The sequence below is a fragment of the Mucilaginibacter robiniae genome, assembly GCF_012849215.1.
GTDB lineage: Bacteria > Bacteroidota > Bacteroidia > Sphingobacteriales > Sphingobacteriaceae > Mucilaginibacter > Mucilaginibacter robiniae.
This window is the reverse complement of record NZ_CP051682.1, coordinates 1,747,813-1,767,178: the sequence shown is the minus strand read 5'-3', so window position 1 is coordinate 1,767,178 and position 19,366 is coordinate 1,747,813. Positions and strand designations below refer to the sequence as shown.

Below are 19,366 nucleotides of genomic sequence, written 5' to 3'. Positions count from 1 at the left end.
TTTAGCAATGGCGTTTTTTTATAAGGATTAATGTTATTAAAACTCTGCGTTTTTTGGAAAGCGTGGGAACGGAATCACATCGCGGATGTTACCCATGCCGGTTACAAATAGTACCAAACGTTCAAAGCCTAAACCAAAGCCCGAATGCGGACAGGCACCAAAGCGGCGAGTATCCAAATACCACCATAATTCTTCTTTCGGAATGCCCATTTCATCCATACGTTGTTCCAGCTTATCTAAACGTTCTTCACGTTGTGAGCCGCCTACAATTTCACCAATGCCTGGGAACAGTATGTCCATTGCACGTACAGTTTCATGCCCATTTGCATCCTGCTCGTTTTGGCGCATGTAGAAAGCTTTGATAGCTTTTGGATAATCGGTCAGGATTACTGGTTTTTTAAAGTGCTTTTCAACCAGGTAGCGTTCGTGCTCTGATTGTAAATCAGCACCCCATTCTTCAATCAAAAACTGGAACTTCTTCTTTTTATTTTGAGTTGAGTTTTTTAGAATTTCAATAGCTTCAGTATAAGTCAAACGTTCAAAATCGTTGTTCAAGCAAAACTCCAGCTTCTCCAGCAAACTCATGTCTGAGCGTTCTTGCTGTGGCTTGCTCTTTTCTTCTTCCTGCAAACGCTGGCTTAAAAACTCAATATCTTCACGGTTGTGTTCTAAAGCGTATTTGATTACATATTTCAGTAATCCTTCAGCCAAATCCATATTATCATCCAGATCGTAAAAAGCCATTTCAGGCTCAATCATCCAGAACTCAGCTAAGTGTCGTGTCGTGTTCGAATTTTCTGCACGGAAAGTAGGACCAAAGGTGTAGATATCACTTAAGGCCATAGCACCCAGTTCGCCTTCCAATTGACCAGATACCGTCAGGTTGGTAGCCCGGCCAAAGAAGTCTTGTTTAAAATCTATTTCTCCGGTTTCTGTTTTTGGTGGATTGTTCAAATCCAAGTTGGTTACCTTAAAGGCTTCACCAGCACCTTCCGCATCTGAAGCGGTAATTACCGGGGTATGCAAGTACACAAAACCCCGTTCCTGAAAAAACTGGTGCACGGCAAAAGCCAGGCTGTTGCGTACACGGAATACAGCACCAAACGTGTTGGTTCGGAAACGCAGGTGCGCAATTTCGCGCAAAAACTCTAAGCTGTGTTTTTTAGGTTGCAGCGGGTACTTCTCCGGATCGCTGTCGCCTAGTATTTCTATTTGGGTAGCTTTTACTTCAACCGTTTGGCCTTTACCTAACGAGGCTACCAGCGTACCGGTTACACTCAGGGCAGCACCAGTGGTAATGCGTTTAAGTATAGCTGCATCGGTATTTTCAAAATCAACTACAATTTGCAGGTTGCTATTGGTGGAGCCATCATTTAAAGCAATAAACTGATTATTACGAAAGGTACGTACCCAGCCTTTCACGTTTACTTGTTGTTCAGTCGGTGTGGTTTGCAGTAATGCTTTAATTTTTATCCGATCACTCATATACAATAGTTTTTAAAGCGGCAAAAATACAATTATTTAAATATTTAGACCATTAATTGAATTTAAGAAGAGTTATTAGAGAGGAGCAGCAAGTTGTTTTATTAATGTTTAACATTGTTTAATAAATATAGTATATAGAGCTTGTATGGAAAAGATTAGTGAATGGGTTCAGCCCATTAAAACGAATGAGTTTGAATCTTTAAGTAAAAAAGCTTACACATATATGTTTGAGCAACAGGAAATTGTTCAACAGAAATATGGGTTAACAGGCTATGAGAGCTGGTACTACGATCAAGGTGCTGGAGTTCTAACTTTTTCAGATAATGGAATGGTTAAATTAAAGATAGATTATGAAGAGGTTGGAACTATTTCGAAGATAAGTAACACATGGCTTTGGTCATGGGCAAATCCACATATTGATGAAAAAGTTAAAATGGCAATTTTAGCTGTAAAGGAATATGGTATAGAAAATAACATTAAAGCACTAACCAAAGAGAAATGGTATGCAGATGAGTATGATGGTTGGGAGATGACAGCTATTGCTGCTTACCTTATAAAAGCAAAGGGTGCGTACAGAGTGCCACTTGAGAACACAATCTCTTTCATGCTTTTCAAAAATATAATTGACTAAGATAAGTTATGATAAGAGTTTTCAAGGTAAGGAAATTTAATAAATGTTAATAACCTGTTGAAAGTTCTCCAGACTCTCAATCAATCATCTTACCTAACTTCATGTTTAAATAAAAGCATGGCTTTTAGTATTTGCGTACTTTTGCTGCTCAATCATGATTACCAAATCTACCATCGACCGCATTATGGAAGCCACCGACATTGTGGAGGTGATCGGTGATTTTGTACAACTGAAAAAGCGGGGTGCCAACTACATTGGTTTGTCGCCTTTTGCTAACGAGAAAACGCCGTCGTTTACGGTATCACCAGCTAAAGGTATTTTCAAAGACTTTTCTACGGGTAAAGGCGGTTCGGCGGTTACCTTTTTAATGGAGCATGAGAAATACAGCTACCCTGAAGCGTTGAAATGGCTGGCTAAAAAGTATAACATTGAGGTAGAAGAACTTCGTGATAAGCCTGAAAACGCTGAGGCAGAAAATCACAGGGAAAGCATGCTGTTGGTAACTAACTACGCTGCCAAGTTTTTTCAGGAAACCATGTGGGATACTGCCGAAGGTAAAAACATCGGTTTAAGCTATTTCAAGGAGCGCGGTTTTACTACCGAAATCATTAAGAAATTTGAGTTGGGTTATTCGCCCGATCATTGGGAAGCTTTTACCGGCACAGCTATCAACAAAAAGTATAAGCCGGAATTACTGGAAGAAACTGGCTTATCTATAAAACGTGATAACGGCACTTTGTACGACCGTTGGCGGGGCCGGGTCATGTTCCCGATACATGGTTTTACCGGCCGGGTGATTGCCTTTGGGGGGCGTACGCTAAAAACGGATAAGAACGTACCCAAATACGTAAACTCGCCCGAGTCGGAAATCTATCATAAATCCAACGTACTGTATGGGCTGTTTTTTGCCAAGAAAGCTATTCGGGATGAGGATAACTGTTATCTGGTAGAAGGGTATGCTGACGTGCTTTCGGTACATCAGGCAGGTATCGAGAATGTGGTGGCTTCGTCGGGTACCTCGTTAACGGTAGAACAAATCAGGCTGATTGGCCGCTTTACCAAAAACATCACCATTTTGTATGATGGTGATGCGGCAGGTATCAAAGCTTCTTTGCGCGGGCTGGATTTAATTCTGGAAGAAGGCCTGAATGTAAAAGTGGTATTGTTTCCTGATGGGCACGACCCTGACTCGTATGTACGGCAGGTAGGCAGCAGTGCCTTTAAAACCTACATCGATCAAAATCGGAAAGATTTCATTCTGTATAAAACCAGCATTCTGCTTAAGGAAGCTGGTAACGACCCCATACAGCGGGCCAACGTTATTCGCGAAATTGTAGAAAGCATTGCCCGCATACCGGATTCTATCAAACAATCGGTGTTCGTGCGTGAATGTAGCCAGCAGTTACAGATTGATGAACGGATACTCTTGTCGGAGTTGAATAAAATGCGGCTGGCTAAGAGTAAAAAAGACGGTAAGCAGCCGGAGCCGATGCCTGTTGAAGAACCGCCAGCCGACCTATGGGCAGACGAGCCAGTTAAATCGAATGCATCTGAAAAAAGCACCAACCAGGAGCGCGAGATTGTGCGGTTGTTGCTTATTTACGGTAATCAAATCATCAACTGGGATAATATTGCCAATACTTACATTGGTCCGTTTATGATTGCCGAACTAAGTGATGTGGAGTTTGAGCAGCCTGCTTGTAAAGCCTTTGTAGACATTTACAAGAAGGAAGTTGAAAATGGCGTATTGCCTGGTGAACAATTTTTCATCCACTATCCGGACAAGCAGATTGTGGATTTAGCGGTAGATATGCTGGCTACTAAATATGTATTAAGCGAAAACTGGTATAACATGCACCGCATTATGGTGCATGATGAGCAGGGTAATATGAAGGCAACTATACTGGGTGCTATTTTCCATTTAAAAAAGCAGAAAGTAAGCCAGATATTGGAAAAGTTACAGGCTGATTTACAAAATGCGCAGAATGCTACCGATCAGGACATGATTATGATGCAGTATCAGCAAATGAAAAAGATTGAAAAGCATATATCCGACTATCTGGGTTCGGTTATTTTAAGATAAGATGGCCCGACATAATGAACTAGGCCGACAAGGGGAGGAGCTGGCCAAAACCTATCTGGAAAAATCAGGTTATGAAATACTGGATGAAAACTGGACGTTTGGTAAAGCCGAAGTTGACCTGATTGTGTATAAGAATCAAGTGATTATATTTACCGAGGTAAAAGCCCGTACTAGCAACAGCTTTGGCGAACCTGAAGATTTTGTAGATAATCGCAAGCAAAAGCTGTTGGCCCAAGCTGCCGACGAATATATTTACCTGATGAACCACCAAGGCGAAGTGCGTTTTGATATTATTGCGATACGATTTCGGCAGGATGGCAGTTATACCCTAAAGCATATTGAAGATGCCTTCTGGCCTTCGGCCGATTAAAATTGAATAAATGAAAAATAAGATACTAACCGCAGGAGCAGCCCTGCTGCTGCTGGCTTATAGTTGTAAACAAAAAGATCAGACTAGTGAAGCTACTTTAAGCCCGGAAGCAGGCACCACTTACAAGCAAGGTGATAAAGTAACTGTAAAGTTAAGCAACGTGGCTGATGGCAAAGCAGATTCGGTAGTTTACCAATTAGATTCGGTAAAGATTGAAACCAAAAAAGATTTATCTGCTATCAGTATTGCTACTGATACGATGCCTTTAGGCCCAAGGGTGGTTACTGCTAAAGTTTATCAGGGGGGGCAAGTGCAGGAGGTAAGCACCAATTTTAATCTGCTGGCTGCCAAAGCACCTGAAGAACTGACTTACCAGGTAGAAAAGGTGTTCCCGCATGATACCAGCAGTTATACTGAAGGTTTGCTGTACCAGGATGATTATTTATATGAAAGTGATGGCGGCCGGCTTAGCGAAGGCGAAGGTAGGTCGAGTTTGCGCAAAACAGATTTGGCTACCGGTAAAGTGGTACAAAAAGCTGATGTTGCTCCGGAGGTTTTTGCTGAGGGAATTTCTATTGTAGGCAATAAAATTATTCAGCTTACTTATACCGAAAAGATTGGCTATGTGTATGACAAGAATACTTTTAAGTTATTGAACACTTTTACCAATAATGTAGGAGCTGAAGGTTGGGGTATGTGTTTTGATGGCAAGCGCCTGTATATGGATGATAGCACCAATCGCTTGTGGTTTCTAGATAAGGACACCTATCGTGCAACTGGCTATGTGGATGTTTATGATGATAAAGGCCCCATTAATCAGATTAATGAACTGGAATACATTGATGGTAAAATTTATGCCAATATCTACCAGTCAGATGCAATAGTAGTGATCAATCCGAAAACCGGCGCTGTAATGCAGCGGATAGATTTGAGTAAATTATATCCGCAAAGCGAACGTGAACAATCACCAGGTGCTGATGTGTTAAACGGTATTGCGTGGGATGCTGCCGGCAAGCGCCTATTTATTACCGGCAAAAAGTGGCCGCACTTGTATCAGGTGAAGTTTACTAATAAATAAAATTTTGATACCAGCAGATTGCTGTTAATCAATCAGTGGTACTGTTTGCGTATTGTTTATCAATAACGTGCAAACAGTATCACTGATTGATTAGATAATAGGTCTGCCTTCATTGGGCCCTACTTCATGCCATTTATCCAACTTGTCATTCACAAAGTATAAGTAATAGGTTCTAGTTTGACCAGCGCCTGTGTATTGCACTACTTCAATAATAGTTTCCGGATCGGTATAATGTTTAGCTGCAACAATATTGTCAGGCTTTTTCTTGAGTGCCGCTTGTACTTCGGTTTTACTCATGCCTATTTTTATGGCTGTCAGGTCAACGCCTTTTAAAGTTGCGCAAGATGTCAGTACAGAGGCGAGTACAAAAGTTAGTAAAGTTTTAATAGGTTTGGTCATGGTTGAAAAGGATTAAAGGTGATACAGGTAAGATGTTTTACTGAGGCAAAGGTTTAGTCTAATTTTGAATTTTAGATTATACCTTATACCTATAAAAAGAAAGCAAGTTGAATTTCAACTTGCTTTCTTTTTGCTGATAAAACATTTCATTTATGCGGGTTTGCAAATTAGCTTCTCCAAGCCTTATACTGGTTAATCAAGCCATTGGTCGATGAATCATGTGAGGTGATTTTATCTTCAGTTCTCAACTCAGGCAGAATTTTGCCGGCCAGTTGCTTGCCTAGCTCTACACCCCATTGGTCGAAACTGTAGATGTTCCAGATAATGCCTTGTACAAATATCTTATGCTCGTACATTGCTACCAGCGAACCTAATACTCTTGGGGTAATCTTTTTAGCCAGAATAGAGTTGGTTGGTCTGTTGCCTTCAAATACTTTAAATGGTGCTAGCTTTTCAATTTCTTCCGGGCTTTTTCCGGCAGCTTTAAGTTCTGCAGCAGCCTCCTCATAAGTTTTGCCGTTCATTAAAGCTTCAGTTTGCGCAAAGAAGTTAGATAGCAGCAAAGTATGGTGTTCGCCTACAGGATTGTGAGTTTGTGCGGGTGCAATAAAATCACATGGAATCAATTTAGTACCTTGGTGTATCAGTTGGTAAAAAGCATGTTGGCCGTTAGTGCCTGGTTCGCCCCAAATAATTGGGCCAGTTTGGTAATCTACTACTTCGCCATTACGGTCTACATATTTGCCGTTACTTTCCATATCTCCTTGCTGAAAATAAGCAGCAAACCGATGCATATACTGGTCGTAAGGCAAAATAGCTTGGCTTTCGGCACCGAAGAAGTTATTATACCAAATACCCAACAAAGCAGCAATTACCGGCAAGTTTTGTTCAAAATCTGTATTACGGAAGTGTTGATCCATGGCATGAGCGCCACCCAGTAAATGTTCAAAATTATCAAAGCCAATGCCTAAGGCGATAGATAAACCGATAGCGCTCCATAAGGAGTAACGGCCGCCTACCCAATCCCAGAATACAAACATATTTTGAGTATCAATACCGAACTTGGCTACGGCAGCCGAGTTGGTGGATAAAGCGGCAAAATGTTTGGCAATATCAGCTTCCTGTGCGCCGCTATCTAAAAACCATTGGCGGGCACTATGGGCATTGGCCATAGTTTCTTGTGTAGTAAAGGTTTTAGAGGCAATCAGGAACAGCGTAGTTTCTGCATTTACCCAACGCAAAGTTTCGGCAATGTGCGTACCATCTACGTTAGACACAAAATGCAGGTTCAGTCGGGTTTTATAAGCTTTTAAAGCCTCCGTAACCATTACTGGCCCCAGGTCAGACCCGCCGATGCCTATGTTTACTACATCGGTAATGGGTTTGCCGGTGTAGCCTTTCCACTCACCGCTAATTACAGCTTCGCTGAAGGTTTTCATCTGCTGCAATACTGCATTTACTTCAGGCATTACGTCTTTGCCTTCAACATATACCGGCTCATTGCTTTGGTTACGCAGGGTGGTGTGTAGTACTGGGCGGTTTTCAGTAACGTTAATAGCTTCACCGTTAAACATCGCTTCTATTGCATCGTTTAACCTACACTCCTTAGCTAGCTGTACTAATAAAGCTATAACCTTATCATCTACCCGGTTCTTAGAATAATCAAACAGGAAGTCTTCAAACTGGATAGAAAACTTACTAAAGCGTTGGCTATCAGATATGAATAGGTCTTTTAATTGTTGAGGTTCTATCTCACTAAAGTAATCAGTTAGATACTGATAGGCCTGGGTGGTGGTAAAATCGATGTTTGGCAGCATAATTGTACAATTACTACTCCAAAGGTAAACCAATTGTTTGCTTTTACCATTCACAAATTTTACAATATTCCGAGATATAAAGTGTTAAACCTACACTTTATGAAATGTGTGTAATAAATGCACCATAAGTTTATAAACTTCTTAAAATATATTGTATTAAATTTTGGAATTTTAAATTTATATTTATATTTGTATAACTGACACTTAAAACAGTATTGCACCAATTTTATTCATGTCTGCTAAAAATTAAAGCTATGTTTGAGAAACTTTTTATGCTTGTTAAAAATAACGCCGCAGCGGCTGTTATAAACAATCCAGCAATCCCTGCTAACTCACGTGAATCTGTGATTAATGAAGCTTCAAGTTCTATTATTGAAGTGTTAAAATCGCAAATGGAAACGGGTCGTATTAATGATTTAATTCGCTTTTTCAAATTTTCGCACACGTACAATGAGGGTTTGATAACGAGTATTACTAATAAGTTTGCGAACAAGCTTAATAAATATTACAACATTGATATGGCTTCGGCCCATGCAGCTGCAGTATCGTTAATTCCACCAGTTATGAAACAACTGGTGCAGCAATCCAACAGCCAGCAGCATAAAGAATTTGCTTTAGGTACTATGCTTTCTCAATTAAACGGCAACCGTGCCGATTTAAGCGGACTGGTAAACCAGTTGATGATTGCATAAGCATCTTTTGCAGACAATATGAAAAGGCTTGTTTTAACCAAACAAGCCTTTTTTATTTTAACATACCTATAGTCTCTAATTCCGTTAAAAAACAAGTGCTTAAGTTTAATAAACAGGTATAACTCAAATCAAGAGATTAAAATTTAGTTTAATACAGTAGTGGCCTTCATTGCTTTCAAAAAACTAAATTGTTGCTTTACAGTCAGGAGTAAAATATTTTGCAAAACTATTAGTTATACGCTGTAATATTTGATTAGGGCTGCCGTTTGAGTTGAATTATATTATGAATGATTAAATTAGTGCAGGTTAAAACTCGCTTGTCTATAATCAACTTGAACAATGGTAAAACTCTTTGTAGGCGGTTTTCCGCTCGATATAACTGAAATTGAATTAGCTAAATTATTTTATCCTTTTGGAGATATAAGCACTCTTAAACTGGTTTGCGATCGTAAAACCCGCATTTGTAAAGGTTATGCTTTCATTGAAATGGTAAGTGAGCAGGATGCCCGAAATGCAGTTGCTGGTTTGCACGATATGCCGATGGGCGACCGAAGCTTAACCGTCAAGTTTGCGGAAGAGAATGCCAAGCCAACTCAAAGCCCACGTTCTTACGCGCCCAAATCTAACAATGCGAAGCCTTCTTCTGCTCCATCATCTGCTAACCAAAGAATAAAACGGCCGCGAAGAGCAGTTTAAGCGTTTGTACTACTAACAAAGTGCTGGCTTTAGTATAGCTTGTTCAAGGTATAAATGGGGTGAGGGAGTAAATCATATTTTACTCCTTTTGCAATAATGGGTGGTTATTAAAAAGTTTTGGATATGGTTCAGATAAAGAACTTATAGCAAAGTACCTGCTTAATGCTCTGAGAAGAATTATTTCAAATAGACTACTCAAATTTCAAATTATGCCACTCATTGTTCCCGAAAACAACTAACTTTGCAGTTAAGCATGTGGAAGAAGTGGCTTCATATTGTTCTATCTTTATGGCTGATAAATGCGATTACTTATTTTCACGCAAGTAATCCTTTTGATCATACCGATGAAACCAACGGTAGCGATGCCGTGTCTTCATGCTTGGCTATCAATACCTGGGCCGATTGTATTTTGCAGTTTGTAGCTAATGATGATGGTGTTTCTGCCCAAAAAACACATAAAATAAAGTTTCAGCGCCGGTACATACATACTAGGGTAAATAGTGTAAGCGTATTTTTAGCTATACCTATTTTATACCTGCTTTTTGCATTTATAAAAAGGCCCGTAAAAAAGCAGCCCAATCATTACTCCATCGGCGTAGCCTTATTACCGGCTTACTATAATTTCCTGTTCCGGCTCAGTCCTTTCTAAGGCAAGTATTCTTACTCTTTATTTAAAAATTTAGGTATTGAGCCATTGAATGGCCAAGTGCCCTTATGCCTGCATGTAATTTTTTGCAGCGCATTCAAATTCATTTCTAAGAATACTTGTACAAACATGTTCAAACTATTGCGTGCGAATAGTTGGCTAGGCATAATTATATTATGTTTGGTAGCCGGCTGCTCATCTAATAATCATAAAAAATCTGGTCAGGATACTTTGCAACTGCCAGTAATTACATTAAATGCAAAGGATACTGTATTACAAACTGCTTATGTGGCCGATATACAAGCCCAGCGTAATGTAGAGGTACGTTCAAGACTTAAAGGCTTTCTCGAGAAAATATTTATAGATGAAGGCAAACCTGTTCATAAAGGGCAGGTGCTATTCAAGCTTAACGATGAAGAATATCGTGTAGCTCTATCTAAAGCGAAAGCGGCACTCAGCAATGCCGAGGCCGATGCTGTAGCCACCCGGCTGGAGGTTGACCGCGTAAAAATGCTGGTAGATAAAAATGTAATATCTCCTTCAGAACTGGAAGTAGCTAAATCTAAGTTCAAGGCTGAGCAGGCTACTATTGCCGAAGAACGTGCCAATGTGCAGAATGCACAAAATCATATTGCTTATACTATTATTAAAGCACCGTTTGATGGTATTATTGACCGCATTCCGTTAAAAGCGGGTAGCCTGATTGATGAAGGTACGTTGCTGACCAGCATATCAGATATTAGTTCGGTTTATGCCTACTTCAGCTTTCCCGAAAATGAATATCTGCGCTACCAACGAGCTAAAAACAATGACAAGCTTAATGAAAGTAATACTGTAAAGCTGGTGCTATCTGATGGCAGCAGCTATGCACATGCTGGTACCATTGAAACTATTGAAGGTGAAATTGAGCAGAACACCGGTTCTATCGATTTACGAGCTAAGTTCCCGAACCCGCATGGTTTGCTGCGTCATGGCGCCAGTGGCAAAATATACATCTCGTCGGCAATGGATAACGCCTTGATGGTACCTCAAAAATCAGTTTTTGAAATACAGGATAAAAGCTATGTGTACCTGGTTGATAAAGCCAATAAGCTGCATATGCAAAGCTTTACGCCGCTTACCCGTTTTTCACAATACTATATTGTAAAAGAAGGTTTACAGGCAGGCAGCAAAATCTTGTTTGAAGGCACGCAAAATGCACATAATGGTATGGTGATTAAACCCATACCTGTAAAAAGCGCCCTAATTTTTGCTGCTAAACCCTAAGCTGAATAGGGTTACCACTATATAGGCTGCTGGTTTGCCTGGCAGCTATTATCTGATATTTTAAAACCTTGAAATCCTATGTTCAATGTGTTTATCAAGCGACCGGTTTTGTCGCTGGTTATCTCGTTAATTATAACGTTACTGGGGTATTAGCCTTATTTACCCTGCCGGTAACTCAGTTTCCTGATATTGTACCACCATCGGTTACAGTTACCGCCAATTACACCGGGGCCAATGCCGAAGTTTGTGCTAAAGCCGTAGCTACACCGTTAGAAAGAGCTATTAATGGTGTGCCCGGTATGACCTACATGTCGACCGTGTGTAGTAATGACGGACTTACCATTATCCAAATTTATTTCAATGTAGGTATTAACCCCGATCAGGCTGCCGTTAACGTGCAAAACCGGGTTTCTACCGTAATTGATGAGTTGCCTGAAGAGGTAATTAAAGCCGGTGTAACCACCGAAAAAGAGGTAAATAGTATGCTGATGTATCTGAACGTAATGAGTACAGATAAAAGCATGGATGAAAAATTCATCTACAACTTTACCGACATCAATGTACTGCAAGAGTTGAAGCGAATTGATGGCGTAGGCCGCGCCGAAATTATGGGAGCTAAGGAGTATGCCATGCGTGTATGGCTCAAGCCCGACCGCATGATGGCTTATCATGTATCAACCGATGATGTAATACAAGCTATCCGTAATCAAAACGTGGAAGCTGCGCCAGGTAAAACTGGTCAGAGTTCTGATCAGGCACCGCAAATGCTGCAGTATGTGCTACGCTATCCGGGTAAGTTTTTTGAGCCTAAGCAGTATGAAAATATTGTCATCCGGGCTGATGAAAGTGGTACGGTATTAAAGCTGAAGGAAGTAGCTAACATTGAGTTTGGTTCACTTACCTACGGCATGGTATCCAAAACCGATGGGCAACCATCGGCTTCCATCATGATTAAGCAACGACCAGGATCTAACGCCAGCGATGTAATTGCCAACATTAAAAAGCGTATGGCCGAGCTGAAGCAGACATCGTTCCCGACTGGCATGACGTATAATATCAACTATGATGTTTCACGCTTTTTGGATGCTTCCATTCATGAGGTACTCCGTACGCTGGTAGAAGCATTCGTGCTGGTATTTATTGTGGTATATCTGTTCTTGCAAGATTTACGGTCAACGCTTATCCCGGCACTGGCAGTACCTGTGGCGTTGGTGGGTACTTTGTTTTTTATGCAGCTGTTAGGTTTTTCCATTAACCTGCTTACGCTGTTTGCGCTGGTGCTTTCTATCGGTATAGTGGTTGATAATGCCATCGTCGTGGTCGAGGCTGTGCACGTAAAAATGTCTGAAGAACATTTAAGCCCGATGGAAGCTACCCTAAGTGCTATGAAAGAGATAAGCGGAGCCATTGTAGCTATCACTTTGGTGATGTCTGCCGTGTTTGTGCCGGTAGCGTTTATGTCAGGTCCGGTAGGAGTATTTTACCGTCAGTTTTCGCTTACCATGGCTATTGCCATTGTTATTTCGGGCATCAATGCGGTAACTCTTACACCAGCATTATGTGCTATTTTATTAAAGCATCAATCTGCCGAAGGTAAAAAAGGATTAGTAGACCGCTTTTTTACTGGCTTTAACAAAAGATATGATGCGGTTTCTAATCGTTATTCTGGCCTGATTTCGAAAGTGGCCGGACGTAGGCTGATTACTATAGCTGCCTTGCTGCTATTTTTTGCAGCTACCTGGGGGTTAAGTACTGTACTGCCTACCGGATTTATACCAACGGAAGATCAGGGTATGATTTACGTAAACGTAACTACACCGGTAGGCGCTACAGTAGAACGTACCGAAGAAGTACTGCGTGAAGTACAGCGGCAAACTAAAAGTATAGAAGCAATTGAGTCTATATCTACTTTGTCGGGCTATAGTTTGGTAAACGATGTGGCTGGTGCTTCCTATGGTATGGCCATGGTGAACTTAAAGCCTTGGGACGAGCGTAAAGAGTCGTTGGAGGAGGTTATAGACGAACTGCGTAATAAAACCAAGAACATTGCTGATGCTACTATTCAGTATTTTCCACCGCCTACAGTTCCCGGTTTTGGTAACTCTAGTGGTTTTGAAATCCAATTGCTGGATCGTACCGGGTCTGGAAATTTGCAGCAAACCGGTGAAGTATCTAATGGCTTTATTCAGGCGTTAAATCAAGCGCCCGAAGTCTCCAATGCTTTTTCCAGTTTCGACCCTAACTTTCCGCAATATTTAATTCAGGTTGACCAACAAATGGCCGCCAAGAAGGGAATTACGATTGATAAAGCCATGTCGGCCTTGCAGGCTTTGGTAGGTAGCTATTATGCTTCCAACTTTATACGTTTTGGACAAATGTACAAGGTAATGGTGCAGGCTTCGCCTGAGTTTCGGTCTAAACCTGAAGATGTACTACGTTTGTATGTGAAAAACGATAAAGGCGAAATGGTACCTTTTTCAACGTTCATTAAAATGCAGCAGGTTTACGGTCCAGAGCAGTTAACCCGTTACAACATGTACACCTCAGCCATGATTAATGGGGATGCCTCGCCGGGTTACAGCAGTGGTGATGCTATTGCTGCTATTAAACGGGTAGCTGCCGAAAAGCTGCCGAAAGGCTATGCTTTCGAATGGTCGGGCATGACGCGCGAACAGATTTTATCGGGTAACCAGGCTATTTATATTTTTATTATTTGTTTGGTGTTCGTGTATCTATTGCTGGCTGCCCAGTATGAAAGTTTGCTGTTGCCGCTGGCCGTAATCCTGTCCTTGCCTACCGGTATTTTAGGTGCCTTTTTCTTTTTGAAAATTACTGGGCTAGAAAATAATATTTATGCTCAGGTAGCCTTGGTCATGCTGATAGGTTTGCTGGGTAAAAACGCCATCTTGATTGTAGAATTTGCCGTGCAACGCGAGCGTGAAGGTGCTACCGTGCTGAAAGCAGCAGTGGAAGGTGCCGTATCTCGTTTGCGCCCTATTCTGATGACCTCGTTCGCGTTTATTGCCGGCCTGATACCGCTATGTATTGCCAGTGGTGCAGGCGCTATGGGAAACCGTTCTATTGGTACGGCAGCGGCAGGAGGGATGTTGCTGGGTACTCTGTTTGGGCTGTTGCTTATTCCGGGTTTGTACTTTATATTTTCAAGCCTTGCCAAAAAGAAGCAGGTGGTACCGGTTGTTGTACATGAACCCGAAGCCGAACTGCACTCTACCTCTCATTAATGCCAACTTTTATGTTCAAAAACAAGTTTAAATTTTCATATATCTTATTCGGCATACTTTTCCTGGCAGCCTGTAGTAATCTGAAAACAGTTACCGTTGCTCCTCCGGAGAATATGCCGGCCACTTACCAAAATTCGCCAGATACGGCCAATATTGCTGCCTTACCTATATCCAGCTTTTTTACGGATGCTTATTTAGTAAGATTGATTGATACAGCCTTAAAAGCTAACCCCGACATTCGGATGGCCTTGCAGCGCATTGAAATTGCCAACGCTAATCTAAAATATACAGGCTTGCAATTATTACCCTCGGTTAATTTGAATGCCAATGCTGGCTTAGAAAAATATGGTGATTACACCATGAACGGCGTTGGTAATTACGATACCAACCTATCGCCCAATATCAATGGCAAGCAGCATATACCTAACCATACACCCGATTACTTTTTAGGTTTTCGCAGCTCGTGGGAGGTAGATTTGTGGGGTAAACTGCGGAGCCGTAAAAAAGCGGCCTTTAATCGCTTTCTAGCTAGCCAAAGTGGTTATAAAATGGTAACTACGGCTCTTACGGCACAAATAGCGACCAACTATTATCAACTGCTTTCTTTAGATAATGAGTTAAGCATCATTCGCAAAAACATTGCTTTGCAAAGTAATGCGCTGGAAATTGTTAAAATTCAGAAGCTAGGGGGTAGAGCTACCGAGTTAGCGGTTCAGCAATTTTTAGCTCAGTTGAAGCGTACGCAGGGTTTAGAGTATCAGACCCTGCAGCAAATTACCGAGACTGAAAACCAGCTTAATTTTTTGACTGGTAAGTTCATACAACCTATTTACCGCGATACGTCTATCAGTACCTTAAAAGTACCTGCGGTTTTGAAAGCAGGTGTGCCTTCACAATTGCTGCTTAACCGGCCCGATATTAGGGAGGCGGAATTTGAATTGAAAGCTCTAAATGCCGATATTAAAGCGGTACATGCTGCCTTTTTTCCTGCGTTAACGCTTTCGCCATATATTGGTTATAATGCTTTCAATACTTCTTTGTTGTTCAACTCAGGCTCACTTGCCTATGGCGTTTTAGGTGGATTAACAACGCCTATATTTAACCGGCGATTACTAAAAGCTGATTATGCCCGTACTATAGCGCAAGGCAATGAAGCATTGTTTAATTATCAAAAAACAGTTTTATCCAGCTTTCAAGAAGTGATGAACAGCTTGAACAGCATACAAAATTATAGCCAGATGTATAATCAGAAACAGCAGGAAGTTCAGGCTTTAAACAATGCAGTGGCTGTAGCTAATGATTTGTATTTGGTAGGTCGTGCTAACTATCTGGAAGTAATTACTGCACAACGTAATGTGCTGGATGCCGAATTGGAACTGGCGAATACCAAGAAGAATATTTTTATAGGTGCCGTTAATTTGTACCGTTCTGTTGGTGGTGGCTGGAAAAGATAATTAATATTTTGAAGCTTTTATCCGGTAAGAAATAACTCTAATACTTGTATTAAGCAACACAATTTATTTAAAAAAAGCAGGCAGCTAAACCAATTTATGTATCTGAAAAACATAAGCTGGTTTAGCTGCCTGCTGCTTTTATAATGCTACCTGATATAATCAAAGGAAATTAGTTTTTATAGTGATAAAGCTATGAATGAAGCATTAAATTTTCTTTTATGTAAAAATTATAAAACAATTTATTAAAGTAGAAGCAAAAAACTCTAATTTTCATCCGTACTTATCACTTAAATCAGCATTGCAGTAAATGCTCCATCATTCTCACTGCAGAATTATTTGGGTAATAAGTTTTTTATTAACCTTTTAACAATAAATGTATGAGGAGATTTCTACTCTTTTTTCTTTTAGTGAGTTGTTGCTGCTTTACACAAGTAATTGCGCAAACCCGAACTATAACCGGCAGAGTAATCAGCAGTGATGACAATAATGCATTGCCAGGAGTTACGGTGAAAGTTAAAGGTACTACTACCGCCGTAACCACCAGCATTCAGGGGCAGTATAGCATCAAGGCCAACGCCGGGCAGGTACTGGTATTTACCTTTGTGGGCACTTTGCCTGTGGAGCGTACCATTGGTGCAGATAATGTAATTAATGTTCAGCTGCAGCCCGATGTTACCAACCTGAAAGAGGTGGTAGTACAAACAGGCTTCGGGGTAAGGCAGGAAAAGCGTGATTTAACTTCATCGGTACAGGTGGTAAAAGGTGCCGATGTGCAGGCCACCCAGCGCGAAAACTTTGTGAATGCTTTGCAAGGCCGTGTAGCAGGTGCTAATGTAACCAGTACCAGCGGCCAGCCTGGAGCATCGGCATCAATTGTTTTACGTGGTATTACCTCTATTGGTAACAGCAATCAGCCGTTATTTGTGGTTGATGGTATAAGGGTAAACAATGACGCATTAAGTCAAAGTGCCTTAACCTCCAACGGCGATAACCGCCGCGAAGACTTTACCAACCGTATTGCTGATTTAAACCCTGACGATATTGAAAGTATCACTGTACTTAAAGGCGCTGATGCTGCTGCGGTATATGGTTCGGATGCAGCAGGTGGTGCTATTGTAGTTACTACTAAAAAGGGAAGAAGTGGGAATGGCGCCTTGACTTACGATAATGATTTTAGCTTTTCTAATGCGTATCGTTTTCCTAAAATACAAAGTACCTTTGGGCCGGGTACAAACGGTTATACAAACCCATTAACCCGGCAGGCTTTTGGCCCTGCCTATGCTGCCGGAACACCCACCTATAACAACCTGAAAAATATTTTCCAAACCGGCTTCAGCCAACAACACAATTTAGCTTTCGAAGCAGGTACTGATGCGGCCAGTTACCGTATATCATCCGAGTACCGGCATACCGGAGGAGTATTACCTGTAGCTTACAACGATAAATTTTCATTACGTTTTGCCGGTTCAGCCAAGCTTACCCCTAAGTTAACCAGCAGCGCTACCTTCAATTACTTCAATATTGATAACCGAAAGCTGAACAAGGGTAATTCAGGCACTTATATTAATGCCTTAGCTTGGCCTACTAATGATGATGTGCGCAATTACCTGAACCCTGATGGTAGCCGCAGGCTATTACTGCCACCCAGTATAGCAAATGTGGTTTCTGATGCTAGTGTTGATTTTGATAACCCCCTATGGGATGCCAACAAAAACATTAGTCGTGATAAAACTAACCGTATGCTAGGCAATGTTGATCTATCATACGATCCGGCAAAATGGTTAAATCTACGTGGATTGGTGGGTATTGATTTTTATACCACCAATGGTAACAACCTATTGAGTCAATACAGCTCATCTTATCAAAATTCGGCATTAAACAGTTTTGCTTCTACTAGTGGTATCTCCAGCGGGGGAATTATTGATAACTACAGCGATACTAACCTATTGCTAAATGGGTCATTCTTTGCCACACTAAAGCACAACTTTGGTGATTTTCGAACTACACTTGCACTCGGAACGGAGCTTTATGATAACCGCGACCAAATTAATGGTTATTATGGTGAACGGTTTTTGCAGCCCGATTTTAACAGCGTTAATAATACAACCCCAACCACGCAACGCAACTCCAGCAACTTCTTTGAAAGCCGACGCATTGCTCAGATTGCACGGTTAAGCATCGTTTGGAAAGAGATGTTCACCTTTAATGCCAGTGGACGTAATGATTATTCCTCACGTTTAGGAGGAACATCAAACTATAGATATTTTTATCCTTCGGCAGGTGTTGGCTTTAACTTTACCGAGCTGCCAGGCCTTAAAAATAATAAAGTGTTAACCTTTGGTAAGGTACGCTTTTCATACGCTGGCGTTGGTAAAGACCCATACCGTCCTTATGAAATTTTGTCAAGTGTAATACAACAAACTACTACAGGTGGTGGCTTTGCTTATGATGTTACAGGTAACAACCCCAACTTAAAAGCTGAGAAGGACTATCAAATGGAATTAGGTGCTGAACTGCAATTCTTTAATGGCCGTATTGGTGCAGAAATTAACTTGTATAAATATCGCGCTACAGACCAGATATTTGATCCTCGCATTAGCTATGGTTCTGGATATGTGCTGGAGTTTGTTAATGGCGGCGAGATACAGAATAAAGGTATAGAAATGCAATTAACCGGTAAGCCTGTGGTAGGCCAGAATTTTAGTTGGAATACCTTTGTGAACTTTACCTTAAACCGTGGTAAGGTAATTAACCTGGGTAACTTACCTGAGTATTATAATTCGGATACGAACATTTACGCTAACGTTCGCGCCAGTCTTTTTCCGGGCAGTAGCTTAAGCAATATTGCTTCTTACTCCTATGCGCGTAACAATCAAGGGCAAATACTGGTTGATCCAAGCAGCGGCTTGCCTATATCAAATGCTACTTTCGTTACCGTTGGCGACCGTCAGCCTAAATTTAATATTGGCTTTGGCAATAATTTTACTTATAAAGCTTTCAACTTGTCGTTCCTGTTTGATATTCGAAAAGGTGGTGACGTATTTAATGGCAATGAATTATTCTTAACCCGCTATGGTTTAAGCACCCGTACTCTTAACCGTCAAACACCAATTATTATTCCGGGCGTGTTGAAAGATGGCAATGAAAACTCAGCTACACCTACTGCTAATACTATACAAATCACTCCATACAACCAAAGCACTTATTATAGCAGCGCCATTGAATCTGATTTTGTGGAACACAACATCAACTGGTTGCGTCTGCGAGATATTACCTTGAATTATACTTTTCCGCAAAAGCTATTGGCCAAACAAAAGGTATTCAAATCTGCCGGGGTATTTGTAACCGCAACTGAGGTATTCATGATTACTAATTATTCAGGTGCTGACCCCGATGTAAATGGTACTAACTCATCAACCCGCGGGCCTGGTGCTGCTGGTTTTGATTATGGTACTTTGCCTACACCGCGCACTATTTCTTTTGGGGTAAGAGTAAAATTATAATAAG

14 protein-coding genes are annotated in these 19,366 nt (G+C 41.1%); 11 read left to right on the top strand and 3 right to left on the bottom strand.

Going from position 1 to position 19,366, the window contains the following annotated elements; translation table 11 throughout:
- Positions 1–36 precede the first annotated feature (36 nt).
- Entirely contained in the window at positions 37–1,485 is a 1,449-nt protein-coding gene (asnS, locus tag HH214_RS07730) for an asparagine--tRNA ligase (protein WP_169606774.1), read from the bottom strand.
- 145 nt (positions 1,486–1,630) lie between these two features.
- On the opposite strand from asnS, the gene HH214_RS07725 reads away from it, so the two are divergent.
- The 4 genes from HH214_RS07725 (at position 1,631) to HH214_RS07710 (ending at position 5,647) form a co-directional block, all read left to right on the top strand.
- On the top strand, positions 1,631–2,116 hold the full coding sequence (locus HH214_RS07725) for a DUF6882 domain-containing protein (RefSeq protein WP_169606773.1): 486 nt from the start codon (positions 1,631–1,633) through the stop codon (positions 2,114–2,116).
- Positions 2,117–2,270: 154 nt separating this feature from the next.
- The gene (gene dnaG / locus HH214_RS07720; protein ID WP_169606772.1) at positions 2,271–4,199 is read left to right on the top strand and encodes a DNA primase; all 1,929 of its coding nucleotides are present in this window, start codon (positions 2,271–2,273) and stop codon (positions 4,197–4,199) included.
- 1 nt (position 4,200) lies between these two features.
- Positions 4,201–4,569, top strand: a complete 369-nt coding sequence (locus HH214_RS07715) for a YraN family protein (protein ID WP_169606771.1) — start codon at positions 4,201–4,203, stop codon at positions 4,567–4,569.
- A 10-nt stretch (positions 4,570–4,579) separates the two neighbouring features.
- Positions 4,580–5,647, top strand: a complete 1,068-nt coding sequence (locus tag HH214_RS07710; RefSeq protein WP_169606770.1) for a glutaminyl-peptide cyclotransferase — start codon at positions 4,580–4,582, stop codon at positions 5,645–5,647.
- A gap of 90 nt (positions 5,648–5,737) precedes the next feature.
- Here HH214_RS07710 and HH214_RS07705 read toward each other — a convergent pair whose 3' ends face one another.
- Positions 5,738–6,046: a hypothetical protein gene (locus HH214_RS07705; protein WP_169606769.1), complete on the bottom strand. Its 309-nt coding sequence runs from the start codon at positions 6,044–6,046 to the stop codon at positions 5,738–5,740.
- A gap of 167 nt (positions 6,047–6,213) precedes the next feature.
- Positions 6,214–7,863, bottom strand: coding sequence for a glucose-6-phosphate isomerase (pgi, locus tag HH214_RS07700; protein WP_169606768.1), 1,650 nt, complete (start codon positions 7,861–7,863; stop codon positions 6,214–6,216).
- A 254-nt stretch (positions 7,864–8,117) separates the two neighbouring features.
- Between pgi and HH214_RS07695 the strand changes: the two genes are divergently transcribed.
- From HH214_RS07695 to HH214_RS07665, 7 genes are all read left to right on the top strand, one after another.
- Positions 8,118–8,555 (top strand): hypothetical protein, encoded by a 438-nt coding sequence (locus HH214_RS07695; RefSeq protein ID WP_169606767.1) that lies wholly within the window; start codon positions 8,118–8,120, stop codon positions 8,553–8,555.
- A gap of 339 nt (positions 8,556–8,894) precedes the next feature.
- Complete coding sequence (locus HH214_RS07690; RefSeq protein ID WP_169606766.1) at positions 8,895–9,251, top strand: RNA recognition motif domain-containing protein; 357 nt, start codon at positions 8,895–8,897, stop codon at positions 9,249–9,251.
- A gap of 253 nt (positions 9,252–9,504) precedes the next feature.
- The gene (locus tag HH214_RS07685; RefSeq protein ID WP_169606765.1) at positions 9,505–9,900 is read left to right on the top strand and encodes a hypothetical protein; all 396 of its coding nucleotides are present in this window, start codon (positions 9,505–9,507) and stop codon (positions 9,898–9,900) included.
- Between the two features lie 126 nt (positions 9,901–10,026).
- Positions 10,027–11,163, top strand: coding sequence for an efflux RND transporter periplasmic adaptor subunit (locus tag HH214_RS07680; RefSeq protein WP_169606764.1), 1,137 nt, complete (start codon positions 10,027–10,029; stop codon positions 11,161–11,163).
- 68 nt (positions 11,164–11,231) lie between these two features.
- The gene (locus tag HH214_RS07675; protein ID WP_315853199.1) at positions 11,232–14,405 is read left to right on the top strand and encodes an efflux RND transporter permease subunit; all 3,174 of its coding nucleotides are present in this window, start codon (positions 11,232–11,234) and stop codon (positions 14,403–14,405) included.
- A gap of 11 nt (positions 14,406–14,416) precedes the next feature.
- Positions 14,417–15,859: a TolC family protein gene (locus tag HH214_RS22265; RefSeq protein ID WP_169606763.1), complete on the top strand. Its 1,443-nt coding sequence runs from the start codon at positions 14,417–14,419 to the stop codon at positions 15,857–15,859.
- Between the two features lie 377 nt (positions 15,860–16,236).
- A complete protein-coding gene (locus HH214_RS07665) occupies positions 16,237–19,362 on the top strand; it encodes a SusC/RagA family TonB-linked outer membrane protein (protein ID WP_169606762.1) in 3,126 nt (1,041 codons plus the stop codon).
- The last annotated feature ends 4 nt before the right edge of the window (positions 19,363–19,366 follow it).